Raw genomic sequence first — 23,379 nt, 5'->3', positions numbered from 1 at the left:
ATTGTCAGTTGGAGAATGCTTTTTTAATTTATTTAACTTCATTTTCGACTGGCTGATTATTAATAATTGCCAATACATCATTCAAACTAATTTCAACCATGTTTTGCACTGCCATATTAGTATAAAAACCAATATGCGGCGTAATTATTACATTGGGCATCGCATGCAGTGCATTAAAATTTTTATCCGGAATCGGACTGCCTTGCAAATCTTTATCAAAGATATCTGCTTCCCCTTCAATAGTATCAAGGGCTGCCCCAGCAATTTCCTTGTTTTGCAATGCATTAATCAAAGCATCCGTTACCACAACTGGTCCGCGTGAGGCATTCACCAAAAAGGCATCTGATTTCATCTGCTGTAAAGCATCCGCATCAATTAATCCTCTTGAAGTTTCATTTAAATCGACATGCAAATCAACGACATCTGCTTGATTCAGCAATTCATTTTTAGTGTCGACATATGTTAAAACATCCTTCAGTTCATCATGATGAACTGGATCATATGCAATCACATTCGCACCTAGGGCATTAAATAATCGTGCTGCTGTGCCACCGATTCTTCCTGCTCCAATAATTCCAACTGTTAAGGTTCTTAATTCTCTAGCAATTGGTCCGCGTAATTTATAGTCATTATTGTCACTTCGTTTTTCAACAATTTCCAAATTACGAATGAGACGCATAGTTTGGGTCACTGACATTTCTGCCACTGAATTAGGCGAATAAGCCGGCACATTGGTTACGACTAATCCAGCTGCTTTCGCTGCCGACAGATTAATTACATCAACCCCAGCTGTTCTAGTCGTAAGCTGTTTGATTCCCATTTTGGCTAACTGAGAATAAATTTTATCGTCGGCACTAATTGGTCCGCGTTGCTGAATTACAATTCCATCGTATCCATCCGCCATCGCTACTGTCTCATCATGAAATTCATGATTAGTAGTATCGACCGTCACTTGATGAGCACGACTCCACTGTTTAATAGCTGGTTTTTCATCAGCACGCACACTGTACATTAGGATTTTAGTCATTTTCTTTCCTTTCTATGGCTACATACTTACCGATGTTTTCCATAGCGCGTTGTAAATTATCCATTGAAGTTGCATAACTAATCCGAATGTATCCTTCGCCACCAGGTCCGAATGAACTTCCAGGAACTACGGCAACTTTGGCTTTCCGAGCCAAGTCATAGCTAAAGTCCATACTATTTTGTATTAAATCTGCGGGAATTTTAGCAAAAATATAAAAAGCTCCATCTGGATTAGCGATTTTAAAACCTAATTCTTTTAGCTTACGGTAAACAAAGTCACGTCGCTTTTGATATTCTGCTTTCATTGCAGCTGCGTCATCCATTCCGTTACCTAAGGCTTCGGCGGCTGCTGCCTGGGCATTGGTAGTTGTTGAAGTAATCGTAAACTGATCAATCTTTTCTAACTGGCTGGTAATATCTTGAGGGGCTGCCATAATTCCAATTCTCCACCCCGTCATCGCATGTGATTTTGAAACTCCATTCAACAAAATGGTCTGTTCAGGTAAATATTGAGCAATTGAAACATGTTTACCGTCGTAAGTCAGCTCGCTATATATTTCATCAGAAATAACAAAGATATCGTGTTGCTTAATCACATCTGCTAATTTTTTTAATTCGTCCTGATGATAGGTTTTGCCCGTTGGATTAGAAGGAAAATTTAAAACAATTGCTTTCGTTTTAGGATGCGCTTCTAAATTTTGTTCTAACTGTTCTGGAGTTAACACAAAGTTTGTTTTTGAAGTATCCATAAAAATTGGTGTAGCACCTCGTAACATGGTTACTGGGAAATACAGCGGGAAAATTGGAGTTGGAATCAAAACTTCATCGCCAGGATTTAAAATTGAGGTCAACGCAGTATAAATTCCACCGGTTGCCCCAGCAGTCATAATAATTTCAGTATCTGGATTATAATTTAAGCCATATTTGCTTTGGAGGAAATGAGCAGCGGCATCACGCAACTTTTTGGTTCCTTTAGTTGGTGCATAGTGACTCTCATCTTCCTTGATACTCTTAATTGCTGCATTTTTAATATGCTCTGGGGTGGCAAAGTCAGGTTCACCGAGCGTTAATGAAATAATTCCAGGAATTTGGCTAACTTCATCATTGAATTTTAAAATTGATGATGGTGATAGTTGCAGCATTTCACGGTTCATTTTGTCTACTAAATTTTTGGTCATGATTAATCTCCTTTAAAAATTAATTATTTGTAGTCTAGTTTCAAATCATTTGAAGCCTGAAAATGTAATTTGTCAGTAAAAATAAATCGACTTAAAAATGCTAAACCAAGCGGAATGATAAAGAAAATTAAGCCAATCGTTACTAGATGCATAATCGTGGCATGCGGATGAGCATCAAGATCTGCTAATGGTCCGACTAAACCAGATAATCCAAATCCGGCACTAATTGGAGTGCCTTTAACACCCACTAAGGATCCTAAGCCACCTAAGATTCCAGCATTAATTAATGATGGTAATAATAATTTTGGTTTAGAAAGAATGTTAGCCATTTGAATCTTAGGGGTTCCAATAAAATGAAACAGGGTCGTTCCCATTGAGTTAGATTTTGCTCCAGCAATTGCAACGGTGAAGGCCAAAGCAACAATCCCCAAGTTGGCTGAACCAGCAGCCATCCCATTAATTCCAATTGCTGTCGCAATTCCAACCGAACTAAGTGGTGAAACCACTAACACCGCAAAACACATTCCGATTAATACTCCCATTATTAAAGGCTGTAAACCGGTCAAATGCTCAATTCCCATTCCGATTGCAGCGGTCAAATTATTAATCGGCTTCAAAGTTAATAGGCCAATCCCGCCGCCAATTAATAAAGTTAGCGTGGGCAATAATAAAATAGTGAAATCTTGTAATCGTTTCCCTAAAAACAAAATCAACAGGTAAGCCGCAACAATTGTGATTCCTATATTTAAAACATTCCCGCTTCCGTTAATAGTGATATTTCCATTAACAAATTTAGCATTTCCAGCTCCTACCGTGGCAGCTAGTGCTAGCGAAGCCGTTTGAATGGGGGTAAACTTTGCCAACATCCCTGTACAAACTGCCGTCATAGCTGGTAAGATCATCGCTGCCATCCCCGTTAAAGCTAAAATAATTCCTAAGACTGGCACTTGTCCGACAAATGGCTTAATAATTGCATTTAAAATAGCTCCTGGAATTAAAGATACAATAATTCCAATTGACATCCCATTTAAAATAATTAACGTGTGTTTTTTAAGTTTACTTTTCATTTTAAAATTCTCCTTTTTTGTATAAAAAAATCCCAGTTAGTAACTGAATACTAACTGGGATTCAAAACACATTCGTTATTGGAATTAAACAACGACAATCTGCGATAAACCTAGTTAGCATCCTTACGGTATCTAACCAGGCAACCAAAATTACCTCACTTAGATACGCTATCATACCAAGCAAAGTAAAAATAGAAACTATTTTGATTTATCATGTGATTGTCCATTGCTATTTCTCCTCTTTTTTTGTTGTTTTTATTAAACTACATCAATAATTATTTGTCAATCACTTTTTGAAAATAAATTTAGTGCTCAAATCCTTTCTCATTGTATCTGTAACTTAATGAGACTAAAATAAAAGGCGAATAAATGTAATAATAGGAGTAAGAGAACTATGAAAAATGAACTTATCAAAGAAATTACTGAGTATAACCGCCATATTGGAAATGATAATTTAGTAGGTGTCAAAAAGATTTTTGAATACCAAAAACAGCTTGACTTGTTTTGGGAATTAGCCCATACGATTAACATTTATGATTTAAATACCATTCAGTTGGATGTTGAAAAACAAGTTGCCGATCACAAAGTAACTAATGAAAAATTAGTTTCCTTAAATACAAAGTTGAGTGAAATGCTAGATGATGAATTTGATTTTGTTAAAATTGACGGAAAGATTTCGGAATTAGATAACCCAGATTCTATTTCAGCCCCAGATTTAGATACTTTGGATAAATTTACTAAACAACTCAAAAAATAACCTTGTTGTTAACAATTAACAAGATTATCAAAGTGCATAAAAAAGCAGAAATGAATATAAAAATTCATTTCTGTTTTTGTTATGTTTATTTTATTTCTATAAGAAACTAACAATTTCCATCAAAATTGGAACAACAACTACGAATAATACCGTACTTGTAACAACCACGTTAGTAGCGTAATCAACGTCACCATGTGATTGACCAACTAAGATAGGTAAGACTGCTAAACCAGGTGCAGCTGATTGAATTACAAAAGTACTTAATTCAGGTGATGGAATTGAGGCACCAGTGTGTACGAATGTCATCAAAACTGCAATCATAATTGCTGGAGCAATCACGAACCGACCTAGTAAAGCTAGTACTGAATCACGATCAAAGTGAATTGAATTCAAACCGGCATCGGCTAAAATAATACCAATGTAAATTAATGACAATGGAGTTACTAAGCCACCAACCATAGTAAAAGTATTACCAAGCATTGGGAATGATTCTGGTTGAACAATGAAAGTTACTGGCAAACCAAGCACTAACCAAACCAAGGCTACAATGAAACCAATCAATGGAGCAGGAAGTAATTTCTTCCAGTTAAACTTAGCATTTGATTTTTCACCATTGGTCTTAGTAGGATCATCAGCAGAAATAAAGAAGATCCCAATTGCCCAAGTAGAAATAGTATTAATCAAGTAGTAAAGCAAGAAATAAGGAAGTCCAGCAGCACCAAACAATGCCATGTTCAAAGGCATTCCAATGAAGATGGTATTAGCATTAACGAACATGTTAATAAAAGTACCACGACGACCTTTTCTAATCTTGAAAATATGAACCGCAGCAATTGCTACAATGTATCCCAATAAGAAACTTAAAAATACATAGAACAAACCACTCGATAAGCTTAATAACTTATCACGATTCAAGTTAGATACTACTGACATAAAAATCGAAACAGGCAAAGCAATATTCATAATAATAAATGAAATATTACCTTTGAAAAAGTCGCCTAAGCGACCTGATTTACGAAGCCAATATCCTAGCGCAATGACTAAGACGATTTCTCCAACACTAGACAACGAAGTCAAAAATGCTGTCATTACTGTCAAGCCTCCAATTATTTATTTTTAATTATGCTTTGATGTCTTTGTATACTGGGTACCATTTTTCATCTTCAACGGCAGCCTTTACATCACTAATTTTTTCACGAGTTACACCTTGATCAACCGCACTTTGAGCTACAGCGTTGGCAACTGTTTGTGAGAATTCAGTCAATTTATCAACTGGTGGCAAGATTGCAGCCCCTGGTTGGTTAGGATCAACGATTCCACCCAATGAATGAGCGGCAGCACTAATCATTTCATCATTTAATGTAGTTGCAGTAGCGGCAATTGCACCTAAACCAATTCCTGGGTAAACCAAGGCATTGTTAGCTTGTCCGATTTCATAAGTTACACCGTTGTATTCAACAGGGGCACTTGGAACACCAGTAGCAACTAAAGCACGACCATCTGTCCATTTAATCAAATCTGCAGCAGTAGCTTCAGCTAACTTAGTTGGGTTTGAAATAGGCATAATGATAGGACGTTCAGTATGAGCAGCCATTTCCTTAATAACATCTTCAGTAAAGGCACCATGAACAGTTGAAGTCCCTACCATAATAGTTGGATGAACTGCTTTAACAACATTGTATAAATTAGTTAAGTCTTCTGAATTTTCAAATTCAGAACGGCTACGGGCAAATTCTTTTTGACCAGGAGTTAAGTCTGGCATGTCATCAAACAAGAGGCCTTGTTTATCAACCATGTAGAATTGTTTCTTAGCTTCTTCTTCATTCATACCGTCTTGAACCATTTCTTCAGCAACTCGTTGAGCAATCCCAACTCCGGCAGTACCAGCACCGAAACAAAGGTATTTTTGATCAACCATTTTTTCGCCAGAAATGTTAAGTCCACCAAGCACACCAGCTAATACAATGATTCCAGTACCTTGGATATCATCATTAAATACCAAGTATTTATCCTTGTACTTATCTAAGATGTTGGCAGCATTAGCACGACCAAAGTCTTCAAAATGTAAGTAAAGGTTAGGGAATAAGTCTTCTGCTTCAGTTACAAACTTGTCAACAAAGTCGTAGTATTTTTCTGAGTAGTCACGTTCTTGATCAAGTCCCAAGTATAATGGATCTTTACGAAGTGAATCTCTGGTAGTACCAACATCAAGAACAACTGGTAATACTTCTGAAGGATCAATTCCAGCAGCTGCTGTATAAACCATCAACTTACCAACTGGAATATCGATACCTTGAGTACCCCAATCACCAATTCCAAGAATTCCTTCACCATCAGTAGCAACTAAAAGTTTGATGTTTCGACCTTCAGCAGCGTTAATCAAACTTTGTCTGATATCTTCTTTGCTATCATCGTTGATTGATAAGAAAGCAGCATTTTGTGGATTTACATACATTCTGCTGTAGTTTTCAATTGTGTCAGCAATTGTTGGGTCATAAACAACTGGCATAAATTCACTAACATGTTTAGCAAAAACAGCGTAGAAAAGTACTCGGTTTTCGTTAAAAATACTCATTAAGTAAACACGTTTTTCTAAATCACTGCTCTTTTGTTGATATTCAGCGTAAACACGTTCAGTTTGTTCATCTAAGGTTTGTACCCGTGGTGGTAACATTCCTTGGAGGTTTAAGGTCTTACGTTCTTCTTCAGTAAATGCAGTTCCTTTGTTTAAAAAAGGATTGTTTACAATTTCTTGACTTTTAGTCATAATTAAGACTCCTTTTGTAGTAAAATGTAATATTATTCAAACACTACCTGTATTGTAGAACAGCACAAAATAATTGTCAAACGAGTTATATTCATAAAATAAATTTATATGAGGTGGATTTTATCAAACTGCACGACTTGATTTATTTCAACAAATTAGTTGAACTAAAGAGCTATACAGCAGTTTCAGAATACTTTGGTGTCAGTCAGCCAACTATTTCGATGTCCGTTAAACGTTTAGAACAAGAATTTAATGTTGAATTGATTAACAGAAATCAAGCCCATCATCAAATCAAAGTTAATAAATATGGAAAAATTCTATATAAACACACAGAAATCATTGCAGAACAAATGGCTGAAATGAAGCGTGATATGCAACATAATTTTGATCAGCCAATTCGCTTTGGTTTGCCTCCAATTATTGGAAACTATTATTTCCCAAGTTTAGCAAGCCAGTTAAACAAAAGCGGTATCTTAACCCATTTGGATAATATTGAAGCCGGGTCTGAAAAACTTCTTGAGCAACTCAAAAATGGCGAGATTGATATCGCACTTTTAGGATCAAATCATCCGCTTAAAAACAATGCGATTAAAGCTAAAATTTTATGTGAAAATAACTTTAAAATTATTGTTTCTCTCAATTCACCTTTAGCAAAACTTGATAAAATCAGAATTGCCGATCTTAATAACTGTAATTTTATTTTACTTTCCAAAGATTTCGTACATACAAAAACACTACAGCAACTTCTCAAAATGCATAGTGTGCATGTCAACACTCGCTATCATACCCAAGATGTCGAACTTGTAAAACGACTTGTTTCTCAAAACGTAGGAATTTCATTTTTAACTAGCACTGCGATTACTAAAAATGATCATGTAGTCGCTATCCCTATTGATGACGATGATTTAGAACCGTTTTATGTTTCAATTGCTTATCGAAAAAGCCATGTTCTTTCACCTCAAGAACAGGAACTAGTAAATATCTTAACTAATTCAATTCAAACCGAAAAAAAACTTTCCGAATGATAAATTCGGAAAGTTTTTTATCTTCTAAGCAATTTAATTTTAGTCTTAAAAAAATCCGTTAATCTTTGTACTAAAACAAACATTGGATTAACCGTCAGCAATAACAAACTGCCAACTCCTCCTACTGCCAAGCTAAACAAAGTAGTAAGCGAGAATAACCTGCCTAAAAACAAAAAGACAAATAAGAAGGAAGTAATACTAAGAATTACAATCATCCATTTATAACGATTTAACGGACGACTTACCAAAATTAAAGCCTGCCAACAAATTGCTCCGGTCAATAATACATTTAAGGTACTAACATCAGCGCTATTGATTCCTATCAAGCTACTAATCAAACTAATCAATAAAATATAGAAAACTACACAAAGAGCTGATGGAAAAGCAATTTGTTCAATTCCTGCCATAAAACGATTTCGAATCGGATGAAAAGTTGGTGATAAAGCTAAGAAAAAGGAAGGAATTCCCACCATCAGACTGTTAATCGGAGCCAACTGAATCGGTTGAAATGGATAATTTCGGACCATAAATAAAAAAATCACACTTAACATTACTGAAAACATGGTTTTAATAAGATACAGCGAAGCAATATTATCAATATTATTAATCACCCTTCGGCCTTCCCTTAAAACGTTAATTAAAGCAGAAAAGTTTGAATCGATTAAAACAAAATCAGCAATACTTTTAGTACTTTCATTTCCTGAAGCCATCGCAATCCCACAATTAGATTGTTTCAAAGCTAGAATATCATTCACTCCATCACCCGTCATTGCAACGGTATGTCCATTTTGCTGCATCGCTTGAATCAAGCGTTCCTTTTGTTCCGGACGAACTCTTCCAAAAATCACTTTACTTTTTACCAACGTCTGATAATCGGCATCATTTGGGACAGTCGTCATATCAACATATTGATCCCAATTTTTAATGCCAACTCGCTGAGCAATGTTAGCAACTGTCGTCGGATCATCACCAGAAATTACTTTTAAGTTAACACCTTGATCATAAAAATAACGCAAAGTTTCCGGAGCATCCGGTCTAATGACATCTGAAATTAAAATCAGTGCAATTAAATGAGCTCCCTCAATTTGATTGTTGCTTAAATGCTCAGCCTGAGCAAATCCCAATACTCGATAACCTTGTTTAGCATAATCGTGAACTTGTTGGGATTGTGCTGCATTCATTTTCAAAATAAACTGTGGCGCTCCCAGGACGAAATTACCCTGATTACCCAAAGTCACTCCGCTCCACTTTCTCGCAGATGAAAACGGTACGATTTCTGTGGCCTGATATGGATGCTTATTAAAATGTTGTTTCAATGCATCAGCAGTAGCGTTATTATCGTTAATTTCATAAATCAACGAACCTAACAACTGCTTAACTGATTCTTCATCAAAGTTATCATTTTCCATAATTAATTTTTCAAATTGCAGCTTGCCGTTGGTAATTGTCCCCGTTTTATCCAAACATAAAGTATCAACTCGGGCTAGGGTTTCAATAGAAGCTAAATCTCTTACCAAAACGTGACGCTTAGCTAAATGATAAGCAGACATGGCAAGCGTGACCGATGACAAAAGTACTAGCCCTTCTGGTATCATTCCAATCATAGCCGCTACCGTTCCTAAAATAGCAATATTAAGTGCTACTCCATGATACAAACGCGATACAAATAAACAGATTCCCAATGGGATAATAATAATCGTTAAAACTTTAATAATTCGTTTGATTAAATTTAATAATTTACTATTATTTTGTTTAGTAACTTTTACCTTAGAGGTCAGCGAATTAACGAAAGTATCCTTTCCAACTTTGGTAACTTTCATCAAGGCATTCCCGCTCACCACAAAACTACCGGAAATCAACTGACTCCCATCATGTTTTGTAATCGCATCCGATTCTCCGGTTATTTGAGATTCGTCTACTTCTAATTCTTTAGTTTTAAGGATCACGCCATCAACCGGGATTTGGTCACCTAGATTCAGCATAATGATGTCGCCAAGCACAATTTGATCAGGTTTAACTGCTACTTTTTCACCATTTCGAATTACGTCGGTTTTGGTTTGAGAAAGCAGTGCCATCTTATCAACTTGACGTTTCGACCGTATTTCTTGAAAAATTCCGATGGAAGTATTACAAAAAGCTACCAGAATGAAGAACATATTTTTATAGCTACCTGTATAAAAAACTAAACAGGCCAAAATAATATTAATTAAGTTAAATAACGTAAACACGTTATCAAAAATAATCTGATAAACTGATTTTGTCAGCGGGGCTGGCTTAGTATTTTTTTGTCCATCAGCAATTCGTGTCTGAACTTGAACGTTTGATAGTCCGACAACCTTTTTATTTTTCAATTTAATTCCTCATTTTCATATTCATATGATGATTTATGTTAATTATAGCGAAATTCAATTAATTTAACATTTTAAAGCGACTAAATCAGGGTTTCTTAATATAAAATAAAAAAATTCGTTTTGCAAATTTGCAAAACGAATTTTGAGTTAATTAATTTTAGTTAATTGGAATGGTGTTATTGTTACCTTCTTCTCGAGGAGCTTTAGGTAAAATAACTCGTAAAATTCCACCATCATAGTTGGCAGAAATCTCATTATCTTTTACATCTGGAAGTTCAAATGAACGAGTTACATCCATTGATCTTCTTTCATGATTCAAAACATGACCGTCATCATTTTGAACTTCAGTATCTAAGTCGTGAACAGCATGAATCGTTAAAATGCCATCTTCATAACTAAGTTCGATGTCTTTCTTTTTAAAGCCTGGTAATTCTGCAACCACTTCGTAATCATGGTCATGTTCAATGACATCGGTCTTCATTTTATTATTGCCGGCAACTGAACTTAAAAAACTTTTACCAAGATCGCCAAAAAAATCATCTAATGGTCCGTAATTGTTAGTTCCTAATTCTTTTTTTGCCATAACTGAATCCCTCTTTCATATATTTATTACCCTTACTACGATTCAATTATAAAATGGTAACCGATTAGTTACAAAGAACTAGCTCATTTTTTCTTTGATTTAGTCTCGTTTTTTACAATAATATGATATGATTAAGGATATATCTGTAGGCGCTTATTTAGCGTTGCAATCATTTAAAATAACTTATAATAAACATGAAAAGAGGAATGCTTTTTGGTTACTGGATCGATATTTGTCGACTTAGTCATTATATTAGTCACTTTCTTCTTTGCTGGATTTTTTGTTGCTTGTGAATTTGCTTTAGTTCAATCACGACCGACTGCCCTGCAAGAAGAATTAGAGGATGATCATACTACCCCTAAACGCAAGAAAAAGATTGAACGCGAAATTATGATGGTAAAAAACTTGAATGAGTATCTTTCAACTACTCAAGTTGGAGTTTCATTGGCCGGAATCATTCTTGGTTGGATTGGTGAAACTTTTGCCATTGAGATTTTCGTTGATTTAATGGGTGTTAGCGGCATGGGTCACAACTCTGTAACTGCACACGGAATTGGGGTTATCTTAGGAATTGTCCTACTAACCTATCTTGAAGTCGTTTTTACCGAAATTTTACCTAAAAACCTAAGTATTGATATGCCTATTCAGGTTTTAAATGTTATCAGTACTCCACTTCATTATTGTCATGTCATCTTCTATCCTTTCGTTTGGTTATTAAATACTTCTGCTACCGGAATTGTAAAATTACTTGGTATGCCAGTCGCAAACGAAAATGACGAGGCCTTGTCACAATCTGAAATTTTGAGTGTTTCTAAAGCTGCTGTTAAAAACGGCGCATTAGAAAAGAACGATTACTTATACATGCGTCGGGCTTTTGAACTGAACGATAAAACTGCTCGCGACATCATGATTGATCGAACACAGCTAAAAACAATCGATGTTAATGCAACCGTTAATGAAGCCATTGAAACTTACTTACGAACTAAGTTTAGTCGGCTGCCGGTAGTTAAAGACAATAACAAGGATGACATCTTAGGTTATGTTTATATCTATGATCTAATTCAACAAGCACAGATTAACCCTAACAAGCCCATCACTGGTTTGATTAGAAAAATCAGTACAACATCTGAAACTACCCCAATTGCAATGGTCTTACAGCAAATGATTAAGTACCACCAACCAATTGTGGTTGTAATTGACGAGTACGGAGGAACATCCGGTATTATTACTGATAAAGATATCTACGAAGAACTTTTCGGAGCTGTTCGGGATGAAATTGATCCTTCAATCCACGTTTCAATCTTTAAACAAACTAATGGTTCATATAAGATTAGCGGGAAATTAAATACTCATGATTTTGAAAAGTTCTTTGATACCCAAATCAAAGCCTTTAATGAATCTGATATCGTAACTTTATCTGGCTTTATTATTGAAAATAACCCAGACGTAAAAGTTGGCGATGTCTTCAAGATTGGCAACTTTAAATTTAAGGTCATTAATTACGAAAACTCGTTCATCAACTGGTTTGAAGTAACTGAAATTGAACCTAATCATGACGATGAAGAAAATAATTAAAATTAATAAAAAGACGGGGATTTCCTCGTCTTTTTATTCTTAAGGAGTAAAGTTTAATGAAAGCATTGAAAAAAATTCCAGCGTGGATGTTTTATACAGCTTTCTTTGTTGTAATTACATTAGCGTATCTATGGACTTTTTACCTCACTAATAGTTCTTTAATCTGGAGTTTTGATGGTATTTCACAGCACTATCCCATTTTAGTAAATTTTCGCGAGATGTTGATTAATTTTATCCATCATCCAGCGCAGGGACTGACACATTGGTCCTGGAACATCGGGCTAGGTGCAGATCAATTAACCAGTTTTTCATATTACGTAGTCGGAGATTTATTTAACTATCTAATCGTCTTTTTCCCAAAATCATCGATTGAAATGGGGTACAGCGTACTCATCTTATTACGTTTATACTGTGCTGGATTAGCCTTTATACTGTTTGCTAAAACATTTCATTTTAAAAAATATAGTCTAGTTTTAAGTTCTTTAACCTATACTTTTGCTAGCTATGCTCTCTATGCTGGAATGCACCATGCTTTCTTTATTCTGCCATTAATTTTCTTCCCACTACTATGTTACGGAATTGAACGGATTATTCATAATCATTCCGCTTTCCCACTACTGTTGGCAGTTTTAATTACTTTTTTAAGTAACTTTTATTTTGCTTATATCTTAGGATTAGGTTGTAGCATTTATGTAATCATTCGTTACTTTAGTATTCGTAAAGAACCATGGTTTAAAGTTGGTAAATCACTGTTAAAAATCATCGCAGCCATTCTTGGCGGCATTGCAATGGCAGGAATTATCTTTATTCCAACCATTATTTATGCTGTTAAATCAACTCGAATTACTAATAACTTTGCTAATGGTTATCTTTTTTACCCTGCTAGTTATTATCTTAATCTACCTGGAAAAATTATTGGAATGGGGGGCACCTTCAATTTTTGGCTGATTATTGGAATCAGTGGGTTAAGTTTCCTTAGTCTAGTTTATGTTTTCACTCACTTTAAAACCTATCGTTATCTCAATCTTACCTTAATATTAATGGCGATTGGAATTGGATTACCGGCTGTCAGTTCTACTTTTAATGCCCTAGCTGCTCCTTCTAATCGCTGGGTTTCACTGTGTTTATTACCAATTGGGCTGGCAACAGCTATTTTTTCTGACCATTTAACCAGCTTAAACCGTAAAGATTTAATCGTTCTTGGTTTAAGCCCTTTCGTTTTATTAATTGTTGTGTGGATTTGTAACGGATTAATTTTTAAAATTCATCGTCATGATTTTACTGAATATCTCTTATTATTTAGTTTGGTTGGTGTTTTATTTGCTGCCCATTTCTTCAAATGGAAGCCACGTACTTTAATTAGTGGTGTCTTTGCGATTGTTACATTGAACTTAATTGCGTTAGGAATAGGTTATTACAGCCCCAATAGCAGTGGCTATTCTAAAGGAATGTTAAATCATGATGCTGCCGCAAACTATGTGAAAAATTATTACGATGGTGCTAATCATTATGTAACAAAACGACTTGGTAATTATCGTACAGTTTTAGGGCCTAAATATCATTATCTCCCCGATACTCGTGATAATTTTATTAATACTGATTACTTTAACGCCAGCTCTAATATTCCCATGATTCTAGGAACTCATGATATTGCTTCGTATTTAACAGTTGAAAATGGTTATCTTGGAAAACTGGAACAAACTTTACAAAATAACCAGTTCACTCAAAACGACCCCGTGGCGCAAAATGATTATCGCTCTTCTCTAGAAAATCTAATGGGTGTCAAATATATGTTTGTAAGATCACAGCGGCAATCAAAATCTTTACCAAATGGATTTAAACTAGTTAAAGACCATAAAAAACAGCCTAAACTGTTTAAAAACGATAGTAATATTTTGAGTCCGGATGCAGCAGTCGGAACTGTTTTAGCTAAGAATAGTTACGCTCTTCCCTTGATGTACACTCAAGATCAACTCATCCCAAACAAAAAATTTAACAAACTGTCTGCTAATGATAAAGAACAAGCCATGATTGCAGCGGCCAATGTGAATCACAAAGTTCCCGGGGTCAAAACCGCTCAATATCATTCTAAAGTCCATAATTTAAAATATGATGTAACGTTAGATCCACAAGATTTAATCACAGATCAAAAACAGTTGGACCAATCTGAAATTGCCCAAAGATCAACTAAAAATATTTCTCCAGATGTGAAATATTATTCTAAAAAACGCGTGCAAAAAATCTTGGATCAAAATCAGCAAATTAAACAAGCTAATGAACAAACCAATAAACATGGTTTGCATGAATTAACTACTGATGCTTTAGGTCACAAAAATACTTATTATTTAAACATTAAAAACCCAGAAAAAACTAAACATGCTGAATTATATTTAGAACTTGATGGAATTAAGAGTAATGAAGCTAGTAAAGCTGATTTAATGCAGACGAGGAACAATCGAAATGTATTGAAGAACAAAACTTCCTCCCGTTTCGACCAATTAACTACTTTTAGAAATAACATCTCAAGCTATAATAATGGTAGTTTTGTGTTAACAGCTTCAACTAAAGGAATGACTAATGCAGTGACTCAGTTGGGAACTGATGAATTGTCCAATTACATTCCTAAACAAAAAGCGTTAATTAATTTAGGTTATTCTACCAAACAACGAAAACAGGTTAGATTAAACTATAAAGAAATTAATAAATTACATTTCAAACATGCACGTTTACTGGTAGTACCATTTAATAAAACATATCAGCAACAAATTAAGCGTAGCCAAAGGCAAGGATTAAAACATCTCAAGATTGATAATAATAAAGTAACTGGAATAAGCAAGAATCCGAAAAAATCAATTTTAACCACTTCTATTCCTTATTCAAGCGGTTGGAAACTAACAATTGATAATCATCCAGCTAAAACTTTCGTAGTCAATCAAGGATTCGTCGGTGGCACGATTCCTAAGGGTCAGCACCGTATCAAATTAACTTATCAGACTCCTGGATTATTGCTAGGAAAAGTTATTAGTATGCTTAGTTTATTAACGGTATTAATAATTGGAATTGTACTATACTTGTTTAAAAAATTTGAAAAATAATTTAAAAGCGGTTCAACGTTAAGTTGAACCGCTTTTTATGTTCATTAACTTATTTATGGACAGTGAAATATTAATAGTAAAACGTTAAAATAAACAAAAAAGCTCATGGAGGAAATTATGAAACCAATTCGCATTTTATTTATTTCAATTGAAGGAAACACAAGAAGTTTTATTGAAGATTTAACTGAATATGCTAAAAAACAACATCAAGAAAATGCTGTTAATCCTCTAATTAGTACTACCGAAATTTCAGACCAAACTGATTTTGCTGACGAGACTTCGAATTATTTTGTTTTTGTCCCTACTTATTTGGATGGTGGAGATGGTGTTGACACCGGGGTTAAAGAGCTAATGACTAATACAATGGGCGAATATCTTGCTTATCATCAAAATGCAAGTTACTGTTTAGGTGTGATTGGCAGTGGTAATAAAAATTTCAATCTCCAATATTGTCTAACTGCTAAACGTTATTCTCGTCAATTTCAAGTTCCATTCATTACTGACTATGAACTACGAGGAACGAATCGTGATGTAATTCGAATTTATACTGATTTAGTGGAAAGAACTAAAGAAGTTGAACACGCATAATAATTGACATTACTACTTCAATCATTGATAATAGCTGTATACAATCTAATTTGTGAAAATGGTTTTTAAAGGAGTAATAATATGACAGAAAACAATTATCAATTCGACGTTTTATACTTAGGTAGTGGCCACGGTGCTTTCAATGGTGCAATTCCTCTAGCTATGAAAGGTAAAAAACTAGGTGTGATTGAAGCAGGAAAAGTTGGTGGAACTTGTCCCAATCGTGGATGTAATGCTAAAATCTCACTGGATATGCCCGTTAAAGTTAAACAAGAAGTAGATGCAATGCAGGGTAGAGGTCTAGATGGAACTACTACCATCAACTGGAAACAAAACGTACAACATGAAAAAGAAGTTATTAACAGTCTTCCCGGCGCAATTGAGGAATCAATGACCAGTGTCGGAATTGATGTGATTCATGGCTATGGTAAATTAGTTGATGGTCACACAATCGATGTTGATGGCAACCAATATACTGCTAATAAGATTGTGATTGCAACTGGTGCTCATTATAATCAGCTTGATATTCCTGGAATTGAGCTAGCTCATAATGGAACTGCCTTCTTAAATCTTGAAGACCAGCCACAAAAAATGACTATTATTGGTGGCGGATACATTGCCATCGAATTTGCTACTATTGCTGCCTATGCTGGAACTGAAGTCACATTATTATTACATCATGACAAAGCATTAAGAAAATTCTATCAACCATTTGTGGAAGAATTACTTACAGATCTTGAAAAACATGGTGTTAAAATCATTAAAAACGTTACTCCAGAATCAATCGAACACGTCAACGATGCTTATGTCGTTAAAACTAATCAAGGAGACGTTACTTCTAACTGGGTTCTTGATGCAACAGGTAGAAACCCAAACGTTGAAAACATTGGTTTAAATACAGTTGGTGTTGAATACGATAAAAACGGAATTAAAGTTAATGATCATTTACAAACTTCAGTTGATAGCATCTATGCTACAGGTGATGTCGTTGATAAAAGCGTTGGTAAATTAACTCCAACTGCTATCTTTGAATCAAGTTATTTAACAAAATTATTTTCTGGTGCAACTACTGAACCAATTGATTATCCTGCTGTTCCAAGTGCTGTATTTACTTCTCCTCGGATTGCTCAAGTTGGTGTATCAGTTGATGAAGCCAAAGCCAATCCTGATAAATACGATGTTAAAGAAGCTAATTTAGCAAGCGACTGGTTTAGATTTGCAATGCGCGAAAATAAAGGTAAAACAATTACAATTTTTGATAAAAAAGGCTATTTAGTTGGAATGACAGAAATTAGCTCTGAAGCTGATAATTCAATCGCTAGTGCCCTTCCATTTATTGAATATCAAATCTCACCTGAAAAGATGAATGACTTTATTACTCTTTTCCCAACGGTTGCTTCTGAAACAAAACACCACTTATAAAATTAAACCACTCATAAAGAGTGGTTTTTTTAGACTAATATTTAGTAAGCAACCAGCTGAATGTTGTATAATTATTGTATCTTGTGTGGAAAGCTGGACGATAAATGCAATTAAAACTAGAAAGAATCTATACAAAACCCATTGATACAAATGGTTATCGAATCTTGGTCGACCGTTTATGGCCACGCGGTATTTCAAAAGTAAATGCTGACCTAGATGATTGGGATAAAGCAATTGCCCCTTCAACTGAATTGCGAAAATGGTTTGGACACGATTCGGATAAGTTTGCCGAATTCAAAAGTAAATATTTGGCTGAATTGCAAAATAATCCGAATTCAACTGAATTAGTAAAACTGGTCGCGGAAAAATTAAAGACACAAAATGTAATTTTACTTTACGGTGCCAAAGATACTAAACATAATCAAGCTATTATTATTTATAATTACTTGTTACAACAGCCAGCGATTCAACAAGAATTAACCAATAATTAGGAGGAATACTTATGCAAAAAGTAAAAATTGGAAAATCAGATGTCATTACAGGACCATTAGGTTTAGGAACAAATGCCGTTGGTGGTCATAATTTATTTCCAAATTTAAGTAATGAAGTTGGAATTGAAATTGTTAAAACTGCTTTAGATTCCGGAATTACTTTATTGGATACAGCCTTTGCTTACGGTATGGGTGAATCTGAAAAACTAATTGGAGAAGCAATTAAAGGATATGATCGTTCAAAAATTCAAATTGCCACTAAAGGTTGTCAAAAAGTTGAAAAAGACGGTAATGTCGTAATTAATGATTCACCTGAATTTTTAAAACAATGTGTGGAAGATAGTCTAAAAAGACTACAAACTGATTACTTGGATATTTTCTACATCCATTTCCCAGACGGTCACACTCCTTTAAATGAATCTGTGGCAGCTTTAAACGAATTGAAAAAAGCTGGAAAAATCAGAGCTATTGGAGTTTCAAATCTCTCAATGGAACAACTAAAAGAAGCTAACTTAGACAATCTGGTTGATATTGACGAAGAAAAATACAATTTAGTTGATCGTGAAGCAGAAAAAGAACGCTTCCCTTACTTGCGTGACCATGATATTTCTTTCGTACCATTCTTTCCGCTAGCATCCGGTTTGTTAACTGGTAAATACTCAAAAGCAACTACTTTCCCAGCTGATGATATTAGACATGATGATCCCGACTTTAAAGGCGAAGACTTTAAAAAGATTATGGAAGGCGTTGATGCAATTAGACCAATTGCCGAAAAACATCATGCGACAGTTGCTCAAATAGTGATTGCTTGGTACATTAAAAATCCTGATATTTCAGTCGTTATTCCTGGAGCTAAAAAGCCAGAACAGGTAAAAAGTAATGCCAAAGCCTTAGACATCAATTTGACTGATGCAGAATATCAAAAAATTGACGAAAGTTTTTAATTTAATTTAAGCACAAAAATGGTTCTCATCGAATTTTTCGATGGGAACCATTTTTTTAATATTTAATTTCTTTGGGTATGATTAACCAATCGAGCCCAAACATCACCAACAACTTGAATAATCAAAACCATAATAACTACTAAAATTGTTGCTACTAGCGTCGTATCATTGGCAAAACGGTTATAACCATATGAAATAGCCATGTTACCTAAACCACCTGCACCAATGGCACCAGCCATTGCAGTTAATCCAACTAGACTAATTAAAGTAACTGTTGAAACTCTGATTAACTCGGGGAATGCTTCACCAAGATAAACATATGTAATAATATCCCAATTAGTTGATCCTAATGATTGTGCAGATTCAATTGTTCCCTTATTAACACTTTGTAAAGCTACTTGAACTTGTCGAGCATAGAATGGAAAAACTCCAACGGTTAATGGCACTAAAGCTGCTGTCGTTCCAATTTGAGTTCCAACAATTTTTTGCGTTACTGGCGCAATAAAAGCTAACAAGATAATAAATGGAACTGCTCGGAATAACGAAACAACTTTGTCAATAACACTAAAAACCACTTTGTGAGGCATAATTCCGTCTTTATCAAACAAAACTAAAGCAATTCCAAAGATTAATCCCAAAATTCCACCAAAAATAGCTGACCAAAATGTCATATAAACAGTTTGTACGATTGAAGTCCACCAACCGGTTTCTCCACCCCAGCCTTGTTGTACAACATTGGGAAAATTAGTAATAAACCATTCTTTCATTATGCTTCACCTCTCAATTCTGTCACTTCCACATCTAATCCATTTAAATAATCAAGTGCTTGTTTGATTTGAGCATCATCACCATTCAAATCAACAATCATAATTCCAACTGTCTGACTACCAAACTCTTCAATATCAGCATAAACAATACTTGCTGACACATTGAATTTGGCATAAAGATCCACGATAATCGGTTGTGAAATTTCTTGTGAATAATAAACTAATTTGACTAAGTTTCGATTATTAGTATCAATATTCAATGATTTTAAAATCGAGAGAGCATCAAAATCATTACCAACAATTTGTCTAACCACTGGATTGGTTGATTTAACAAAAATATCAATTAATGAGCCAATTTCAACCACTTTTCCACTATCCATAATGGCAACTTCATCACAAATTCGTTTAATAGCATCCATTTCATGCGTAATTAAAATCACAGTTAATTGATATTTGCGATTTAAATCTTTTAATAAATCTAAAATTTGAATGGTATTTTCTGGATCCAATGCTGAAGTTGCCTCATCAGAGATTAAAATCTTAGGATCATTAGCAAGTGCCCTAGCAATTGCCACTCGCTGTTGTTGTCCACCAGAGAGTTGTGATGGATAATATTTAGCTAATTTTTCTAATCCTACATCCGTTAAAAGACGAACTGCTTTTTCACTAATTTGTTTACTTTTTAAACCACTATGTTTCAAAGCAAATTCAACATTTTGTTGCACTGTTTTTTCATCTAATAAATTGTAATGCTGAAAAATCATTCCAATTTTACGTCGTTCTTTACGTAATTTACTTTCACTAATTAAAGTAACTTCTTTTCCAACCTTTTTGTAAAAGATTTCACCAAAGACGTCAACCTCACCAGATGTTGGTTTTTGTAACAAGTTAATTGTTCTTACTAACGTTGATTTCCCAGCTCCAGAATATCCAGCAATTCCAAAAATCTGTCCTTCCGGGATTCCAAATGAAACATCCGAGACGGCTTGAACTACTTTTTTGTCCTGCTTAAAATCAACTGAAACATCTTTGAACTGAACAATATCGTTTGCCATACGTTCCTCCTCTAGTTTATCCTCAATCAAATAAATGTAATTTACCAATGCGTTGACAGGCTTCTTGTAAGCGTTCAGACGATGTCAGTAATCCTATCCTGACAAATCTGTCTCCTGCTTTACCAAAACCAGCACCAGGAGCAACTGCCACACTAGCCTTATCAAGTAATAAATCTGCAAATGACTCTGAATTATAGCCTTTAGGAACTGGCATCCAAGAATAAAATGATCCCTTCGCTGGATATGCTTTCCACCCAATTTGACTAGCAGCCTTCTCAAATGCTTTTCTTCTATTATTATACAAATCATTTAATTTTGCCACTGATTCTTGAGAACCATTTAATGCCGTAATCGCTGCTTCTTGAATTGCTGGAAAAACACTCACAAATAAATGATTTTGAATTAATTCAATTGCTTTAATTATATCGTGATTACCTAATGCAAAGACAATTCTCCAACCTGCCATATTATACGTTTTCGATAGTGTATAAACTTCGATACCAACATCTTTAGCTCCAGGAGTTTGTAAGAAACTAACTGGTTTTTGCTGATATCCAAGTGCTCCGTAAGCAAAATCATGCACAATTCCAACTTGATTGTCTTGAGCAAATTTAACCGTATCTTCGAAAAACTTAGGTGTTGCAATAGCACCAGTGGGATTGTTGGGATAGTTAAGATAAAGCAGTTTTGCTTTTTGTTTTGTTTCTGTATCAATCGTTTTATAATCTGGCAAAAAGTTATTTTCTTCTTTCAGCGAAACCAAGCCTAATTTTACTTTAGCCAAACTAACCCCAGATAAGTAGTCTGGATAACCAGGATTGGGAAGCAACAAAGTATCACCAGGATTTAAAAGAGCTAATGGCAATTCTACTAAGCCGGTTTTTGATCCACCTAAAATTGCAACTTCTGTTTTTGGATCCAAATCTACTTGATATTCCCTTTTATAATAATTTGCGATGGCTTGTTTGAGAGAAAAAAGCCCGGTAAATGGTGAATATTTATGATTTTCTGGTTTAGCTACTGCCGCTTGCATTGCTTTTACAATATTATCAGGAGTTGGCTGATCTGGATTTCCTTGTCCAAGATTGATTACATCTGCTCCTGAAGCAACTTTTTGATTAACTTTCTTTACCAAAGTTGCAAAAAATTGTTTTGGCAGAGATTGCAGAACTTCAGAATGTTCAAATTCCATTAATTTCGCCTGCCTTTTTCGTTAGTTTAATTACTAGTTGAATTTCCGATTCCAAGCTGGAAGTTCTAAGTCACCATAGTTCTTTTTAATCAAATCAGCTGTTTTATTAGTTTGGTAAGCCTTAACAACATCTTTGTATTCTTTTTTGTTTTCATCATCCTTGTTCGTAGCAATTAAATTAATCCAAGGTTTTGATTGTTTGTTAGTAGGTTCTACGAAAATACTCTTTTTACTGCTTAGATGAGCTGTCAATGCATAGTTAGTATTTACGACTGCAGCAGCACTATCATTTAGCAATCTAGGAGTTTGAGAAGCATCAACTTCTTTAATATCTAATTTTTTAGGATTATCCTTAATATCTCCAACAGTTAGTAAGCCATTTTTAGTATCTTTTAATTTAAGCAATCCGGCATCCTTTAGAACAATTAAAGAACGACTTTCGTTGGTAGCATCATTTGGAATCACAATCTGAGAACCATTTGGAATTTGTTTTACATTTTTGTACTTGTTTGAATATAATCTAATTGGAGAAATAACTGTGTTACCAATTGATTTGATGTCAGTATGATGCTTTTTGTTCCAATCATTCAAGAATGCATAATGTTGAAAGGCGTTAATATCAACAGAATGTTGGGTCAAGGCTGCATTTGGCTGTGTATAATCAGTAAAGTGAACAAATTGTAATTTGATATGATATTTATCTTTAGCAGTTTTAGCCACTGAATTCCAAATTTCATCATCGGCTTTGGAACCACTCATCAATCCGACTTTAACAACTTTTTCATTTTGACTCTCAGACTTATGTCCAAAACTTAACCAGCCAATTCCGACAATTACTAATAATACAATAATTCCAATAATCCATTTTTTTGATTTTTTCATAGTATTCACCCTCATATTTTTTAGTTTTATTTAAATAAACAAAAAAGCACTCATCCTATAAAAAGGACGAATGCTTTCGTGGTACCACCTTAGTTTACAGCTATTACGATAAAAAATAATAGTTGCCTCAGAAAACTGCTCCAATTGACGCGTCTCGATTAGAACAATTTTGCTAAGATATCGGTAGCAACCCCGCCACTAGCTAACAAATGCTCACTAATGATTGATTTAGAACCCATCTTCTTTGTTTTAGTTTCATCTCTTCACACCAACCAGAGATTCTCTTAGAAATTCCAACAAATACTCAGTTCTTCAATTTCGTTTATTTAATTGTTTATTATACTAATGACAAATGAATTGAATGTCAAGCAAAATTTTAACAAATTATTATTTATTTTAGTGAAAAATTTAAACTTAAGTTGATTTTATAATTAAAGACACAAAAAAAGACGTCCACCATTAAGGTGAGCGTCTCTTTCTTTTTGGGTTGCGTGGCAACGTCCTATCCTCGCAGGGGGCGATCCCCCAACTACTTTTGGCGTGCTGAAGCTTAACTTCTGTGTTCGGCATGGGAACAGGTGTATCCTTCAGGCTATCGCCACCACACTATGCTT

General features: G+C 34.7%; 19 protein-coding genes, 1 rRNA gene and 1 other annotated feature. Of the genes, 8 read left to right on the top strand and 12 right to left on the bottom strand.

Annotation, left to right across the window (positions count from 1 at the left end):
- Positions 1-28: 28 nt before the first annotated feature.
- Genes BHU33_RS06045 through BHU33_RS06035 form a run of 3 tightly spaced genes read right to left on the bottom strand, consistent with a single transcriptional unit; the run spans position 29 to position 3,271 of the window.
- Positions 29-1,027: a D-2-hydroxyacid dehydrogenase gene (locus BHU33_RS06045; RefSeq protein WP_054646573.1), complete on the bottom strand. Its 999-nt coding sequence runs from the start codon at positions 1,025-1,027 to the stop codon at positions 29-31.
- Positions 1,020-2,204, bottom strand: a complete 1,185-nt coding sequence (locus tag BHU33_RS06040; RefSeq protein WP_056997553.1) for an aminotransferase class I/II-fold pyridoxal phosphate-dependent enzyme — start codon at positions 2,202-2,204, stop codon at positions 1,020-1,022. The genes BHU33_RS06045 and BHU33_RS06040 overlap by 8 nt, the downstream gene beginning before the upstream one ends.
- Positions 2,205-2,227: 23 nt before the next feature.
- Entirely contained in the window at positions 2,228-3,271 is a 1,044-nt protein-coding gene (locus tag BHU33_RS06035) for a PTS sugar transporter subunit IIC (RefSeq protein WP_054646572.1), read from the bottom strand.
- Positions 3,272-3,665: 394 nt separating this feature from the next.
- Between BHU33_RS06035 and BHU33_RS06030 the strand changes: the two genes are divergently transcribed.
- Positions 3,666-4,028 carry a hypothetical protein gene (locus tag BHU33_RS06030; protein ID WP_054646571.1) on the top strand — a complete coding sequence of 121 codons (363 nt, stop codon included), beginning with the start codon at positions 3,666-3,668 and terminating at the stop codon, positions 4,026-4,028.
- A gap of 96 nt (positions 4,029-4,124) precedes the next feature.
- On the opposite strand, the gene BHU33_RS06025 is transcribed toward BHU33_RS06030, so the two are convergent.
- Both BHU33_RS06025 and BHU33_RS06020 read right to left on the bottom strand, forming a co-directional pair.
- The gene (locus tag BHU33_RS06025; protein ID WP_054646570.1) at positions 4,125-5,117 is read right to left on the bottom strand and encodes an AEC family transporter; all 993 of its coding nucleotides are present in this window, start codon (positions 5,115-5,117) and stop codon (positions 4,125-4,127) included.
- 31 nt (positions 5,118-5,148) lie between these two features.
- Positions 5,149-6,795 carry a malolactic enzyme gene (locus BHU33_RS06020; RefSeq protein ID WP_054646569.1) on the bottom strand — a complete coding sequence of 549 codons (1,647 nt, stop codon included), beginning with the start codon at positions 6,793-6,795 and terminating at the stop codon, positions 5,149-5,151.
- 113 nt (positions 6,796-6,908) lie between these two features.
- Between BHU33_RS06020 and BHU33_RS06015 the strand changes: the two genes are divergently transcribed.
- Positions 6,909-7,820: a LysR family transcriptional regulator gene (locus BHU33_RS06015; RefSeq protein ID WP_225354787.1), complete on the top strand. Its 912-nt coding sequence runs from the start codon at positions 6,909-6,911 to the stop codon at positions 7,818-7,820.
- Positions 7,821-7,837: 17 nt separating this feature from the next.
- Here BHU33_RS06015 and BHU33_RS06010 read toward each other — a convergent pair whose 3' ends face one another.
- Together BHU33_RS06010 and BHU33_RS06005 are read right to left on the bottom strand one after the other, a co-directional pair.
- Positions 7,838-10,171 (bottom strand): HAD-IC family P-type ATPase, encoded by a 2,334-nt coding sequence (locus tag BHU33_RS06010; protein ID WP_056997554.1) that lies wholly within the window; start codon positions 10,169-10,171, stop codon positions 7,838-7,840.
- Positions 10,172-10,328: 157 nt separating this feature from the next.
- Positions 10,329-10,754, bottom strand: coding sequence for an Hsp20/alpha crystallin family protein (locus BHU33_RS06005; protein ID WP_054646568.1), 426 nt, complete (start codon positions 10,752-10,754; stop codon positions 10,329-10,331).
- 213 nt (positions 10,755-10,967) lie between these two features.
- Here BHU33_RS06005 and BHU33_RS06000 point away from each other — a divergent pair, with 213 nt between their 5' ends.
- The 6 genes from BHU33_RS06000 (at position 10,968) to BHU33_RS05975 (ending at position 18,869) form a co-directional block, all read left to right on the top strand.
- On the top strand, positions 10,968-12,329 hold the full coding sequence (locus BHU33_RS06000) for a hemolysin family protein (RefSeq protein WP_054646567.1): 1,362 nt from the start codon (positions 10,968-10,970) through the stop codon (positions 12,327-12,329).
- A gap of 56 nt (positions 12,330-12,385) precedes the next feature.
- Positions 12,386-15,424 carry a YfhO family protein gene (locus tag BHU33_RS05995; RefSeq protein ID WP_056997555.1) on the top strand — a complete coding sequence of 1,013 codons (3,039 nt, stop codon included), beginning with the start codon at positions 12,386-12,388 and terminating at the stop codon, positions 15,422-15,424.
- Positions 15,425-15,541: 117 nt separating this feature from the next.
- Positions 15,542-16,012, top strand: a complete 471-nt coding sequence (gene nrdI, locus BHU33_RS05990) for a class Ib ribonucleoside-diphosphate reductase assembly flavoprotein NrdI (protein ID WP_054646566.1) — start codon at positions 15,542-15,544, stop codon at positions 16,010-16,012.
- 81 nt (positions 16,013-16,093) lie between these two features.
- Positions 16,094-17,434, top strand: a complete 1,341-nt coding sequence (locus tag BHU33_RS05985; RefSeq protein ID WP_054646565.1) for a dihydrolipoyl dehydrogenase family protein — start codon at positions 16,094-16,096, stop codon at positions 17,432-17,434.
- Between the two features lie 104 nt (positions 17,435-17,538).
- Positions 17,539-17,925: a DUF488 domain-containing protein gene (locus BHU33_RS05980; protein ID WP_054646564.1), complete on the top strand. Its 387-nt coding sequence runs from the start codon at positions 17,539-17,541 to the stop codon at positions 17,923-17,925.
- 11 nt (positions 17,926-17,936) lie between these two features.
- On the top strand, positions 17,937-18,869 hold the full coding sequence (locus tag BHU33_RS05975) for an aldo/keto reductase (protein ID WP_054646563.1): 933 nt from the start codon (positions 17,937-17,939) through the stop codon (positions 18,867-18,869).
- 62 nt (positions 18,870-18,931) lie between these two features.
- Here BHU33_RS05975 and BHU33_RS05970 read toward each other — a convergent pair whose 3' ends face one another.
- From BHU33_RS05970 to rrf, 5 genes are all read right to left on the bottom strand, one after another.
- Entirely contained in the window at positions 18,932-19,636 is a 705-nt protein-coding gene (locus tag BHU33_RS05970; protein WP_054646562.1) for a methionine ABC transporter permease, read from the bottom strand.
- On the bottom strand, positions 19,636-20,691 hold the full coding sequence (locus BHU33_RS05965; protein WP_054646561.1) for a methionine ABC transporter ATP-binding protein: 1,056 nt from the start codon (positions 20,689-20,691) through the stop codon (positions 19,636-19,638). The genes BHU33_RS05970 and BHU33_RS05965 overlap by 1 nt, the downstream gene beginning before the upstream one ends.
- A gap of 22 nt (positions 20,692-20,713) precedes the next feature.
- Entirely contained in the window at positions 20,714-21,883 is a 1,170-nt protein-coding gene (locus BHU33_RS05960) for a pyridoxal phosphate-dependent aminotransferase (protein WP_054646560.1), read from the bottom strand.
- Positions 21,884-21,916: 33 nt separating this feature from the next.
- Positions 21,917-22,765 carry a MetQ/NlpA family ABC transporter substrate-binding protein gene (locus BHU33_RS05955; RefSeq protein WP_054646559.1) on the bottom strand — a complete coding sequence of 283 codons (849 nt, stop codon included), beginning with the start codon at positions 22,763-22,765 and terminating at the stop codon, positions 21,917-21,919.
- A gap of 59 nt (positions 22,766-22,824) precedes the next feature.
- Positions 22,825-23,091 (bottom strand) — a binding site (T-box leader).
- Between the two features lie 163 nt (positions 23,092-23,254).
- Positions 23,255-23,371, bottom strand: a 5S ribosomal RNA gene (rrf, locus tag BHU33_RS05950).
- Between the last annotated feature and the right edge of the window lie 8 nt (positions 23,372-23,379).

Origin of the sequence: Fructilactobacillus lindneri DSM 20690 = JCM 11027 (assembly GCF_002907375.1) — a bacterium.
GTDB lineage: Bacteria > Bacillota > Bacilli > Lactobacillales > Lactobacillaceae > Fructilactobacillus > Fructilactobacillus lindneri.
This window is presented reverse-complemented; position numbering and strand designations above follow the sequence as displayed.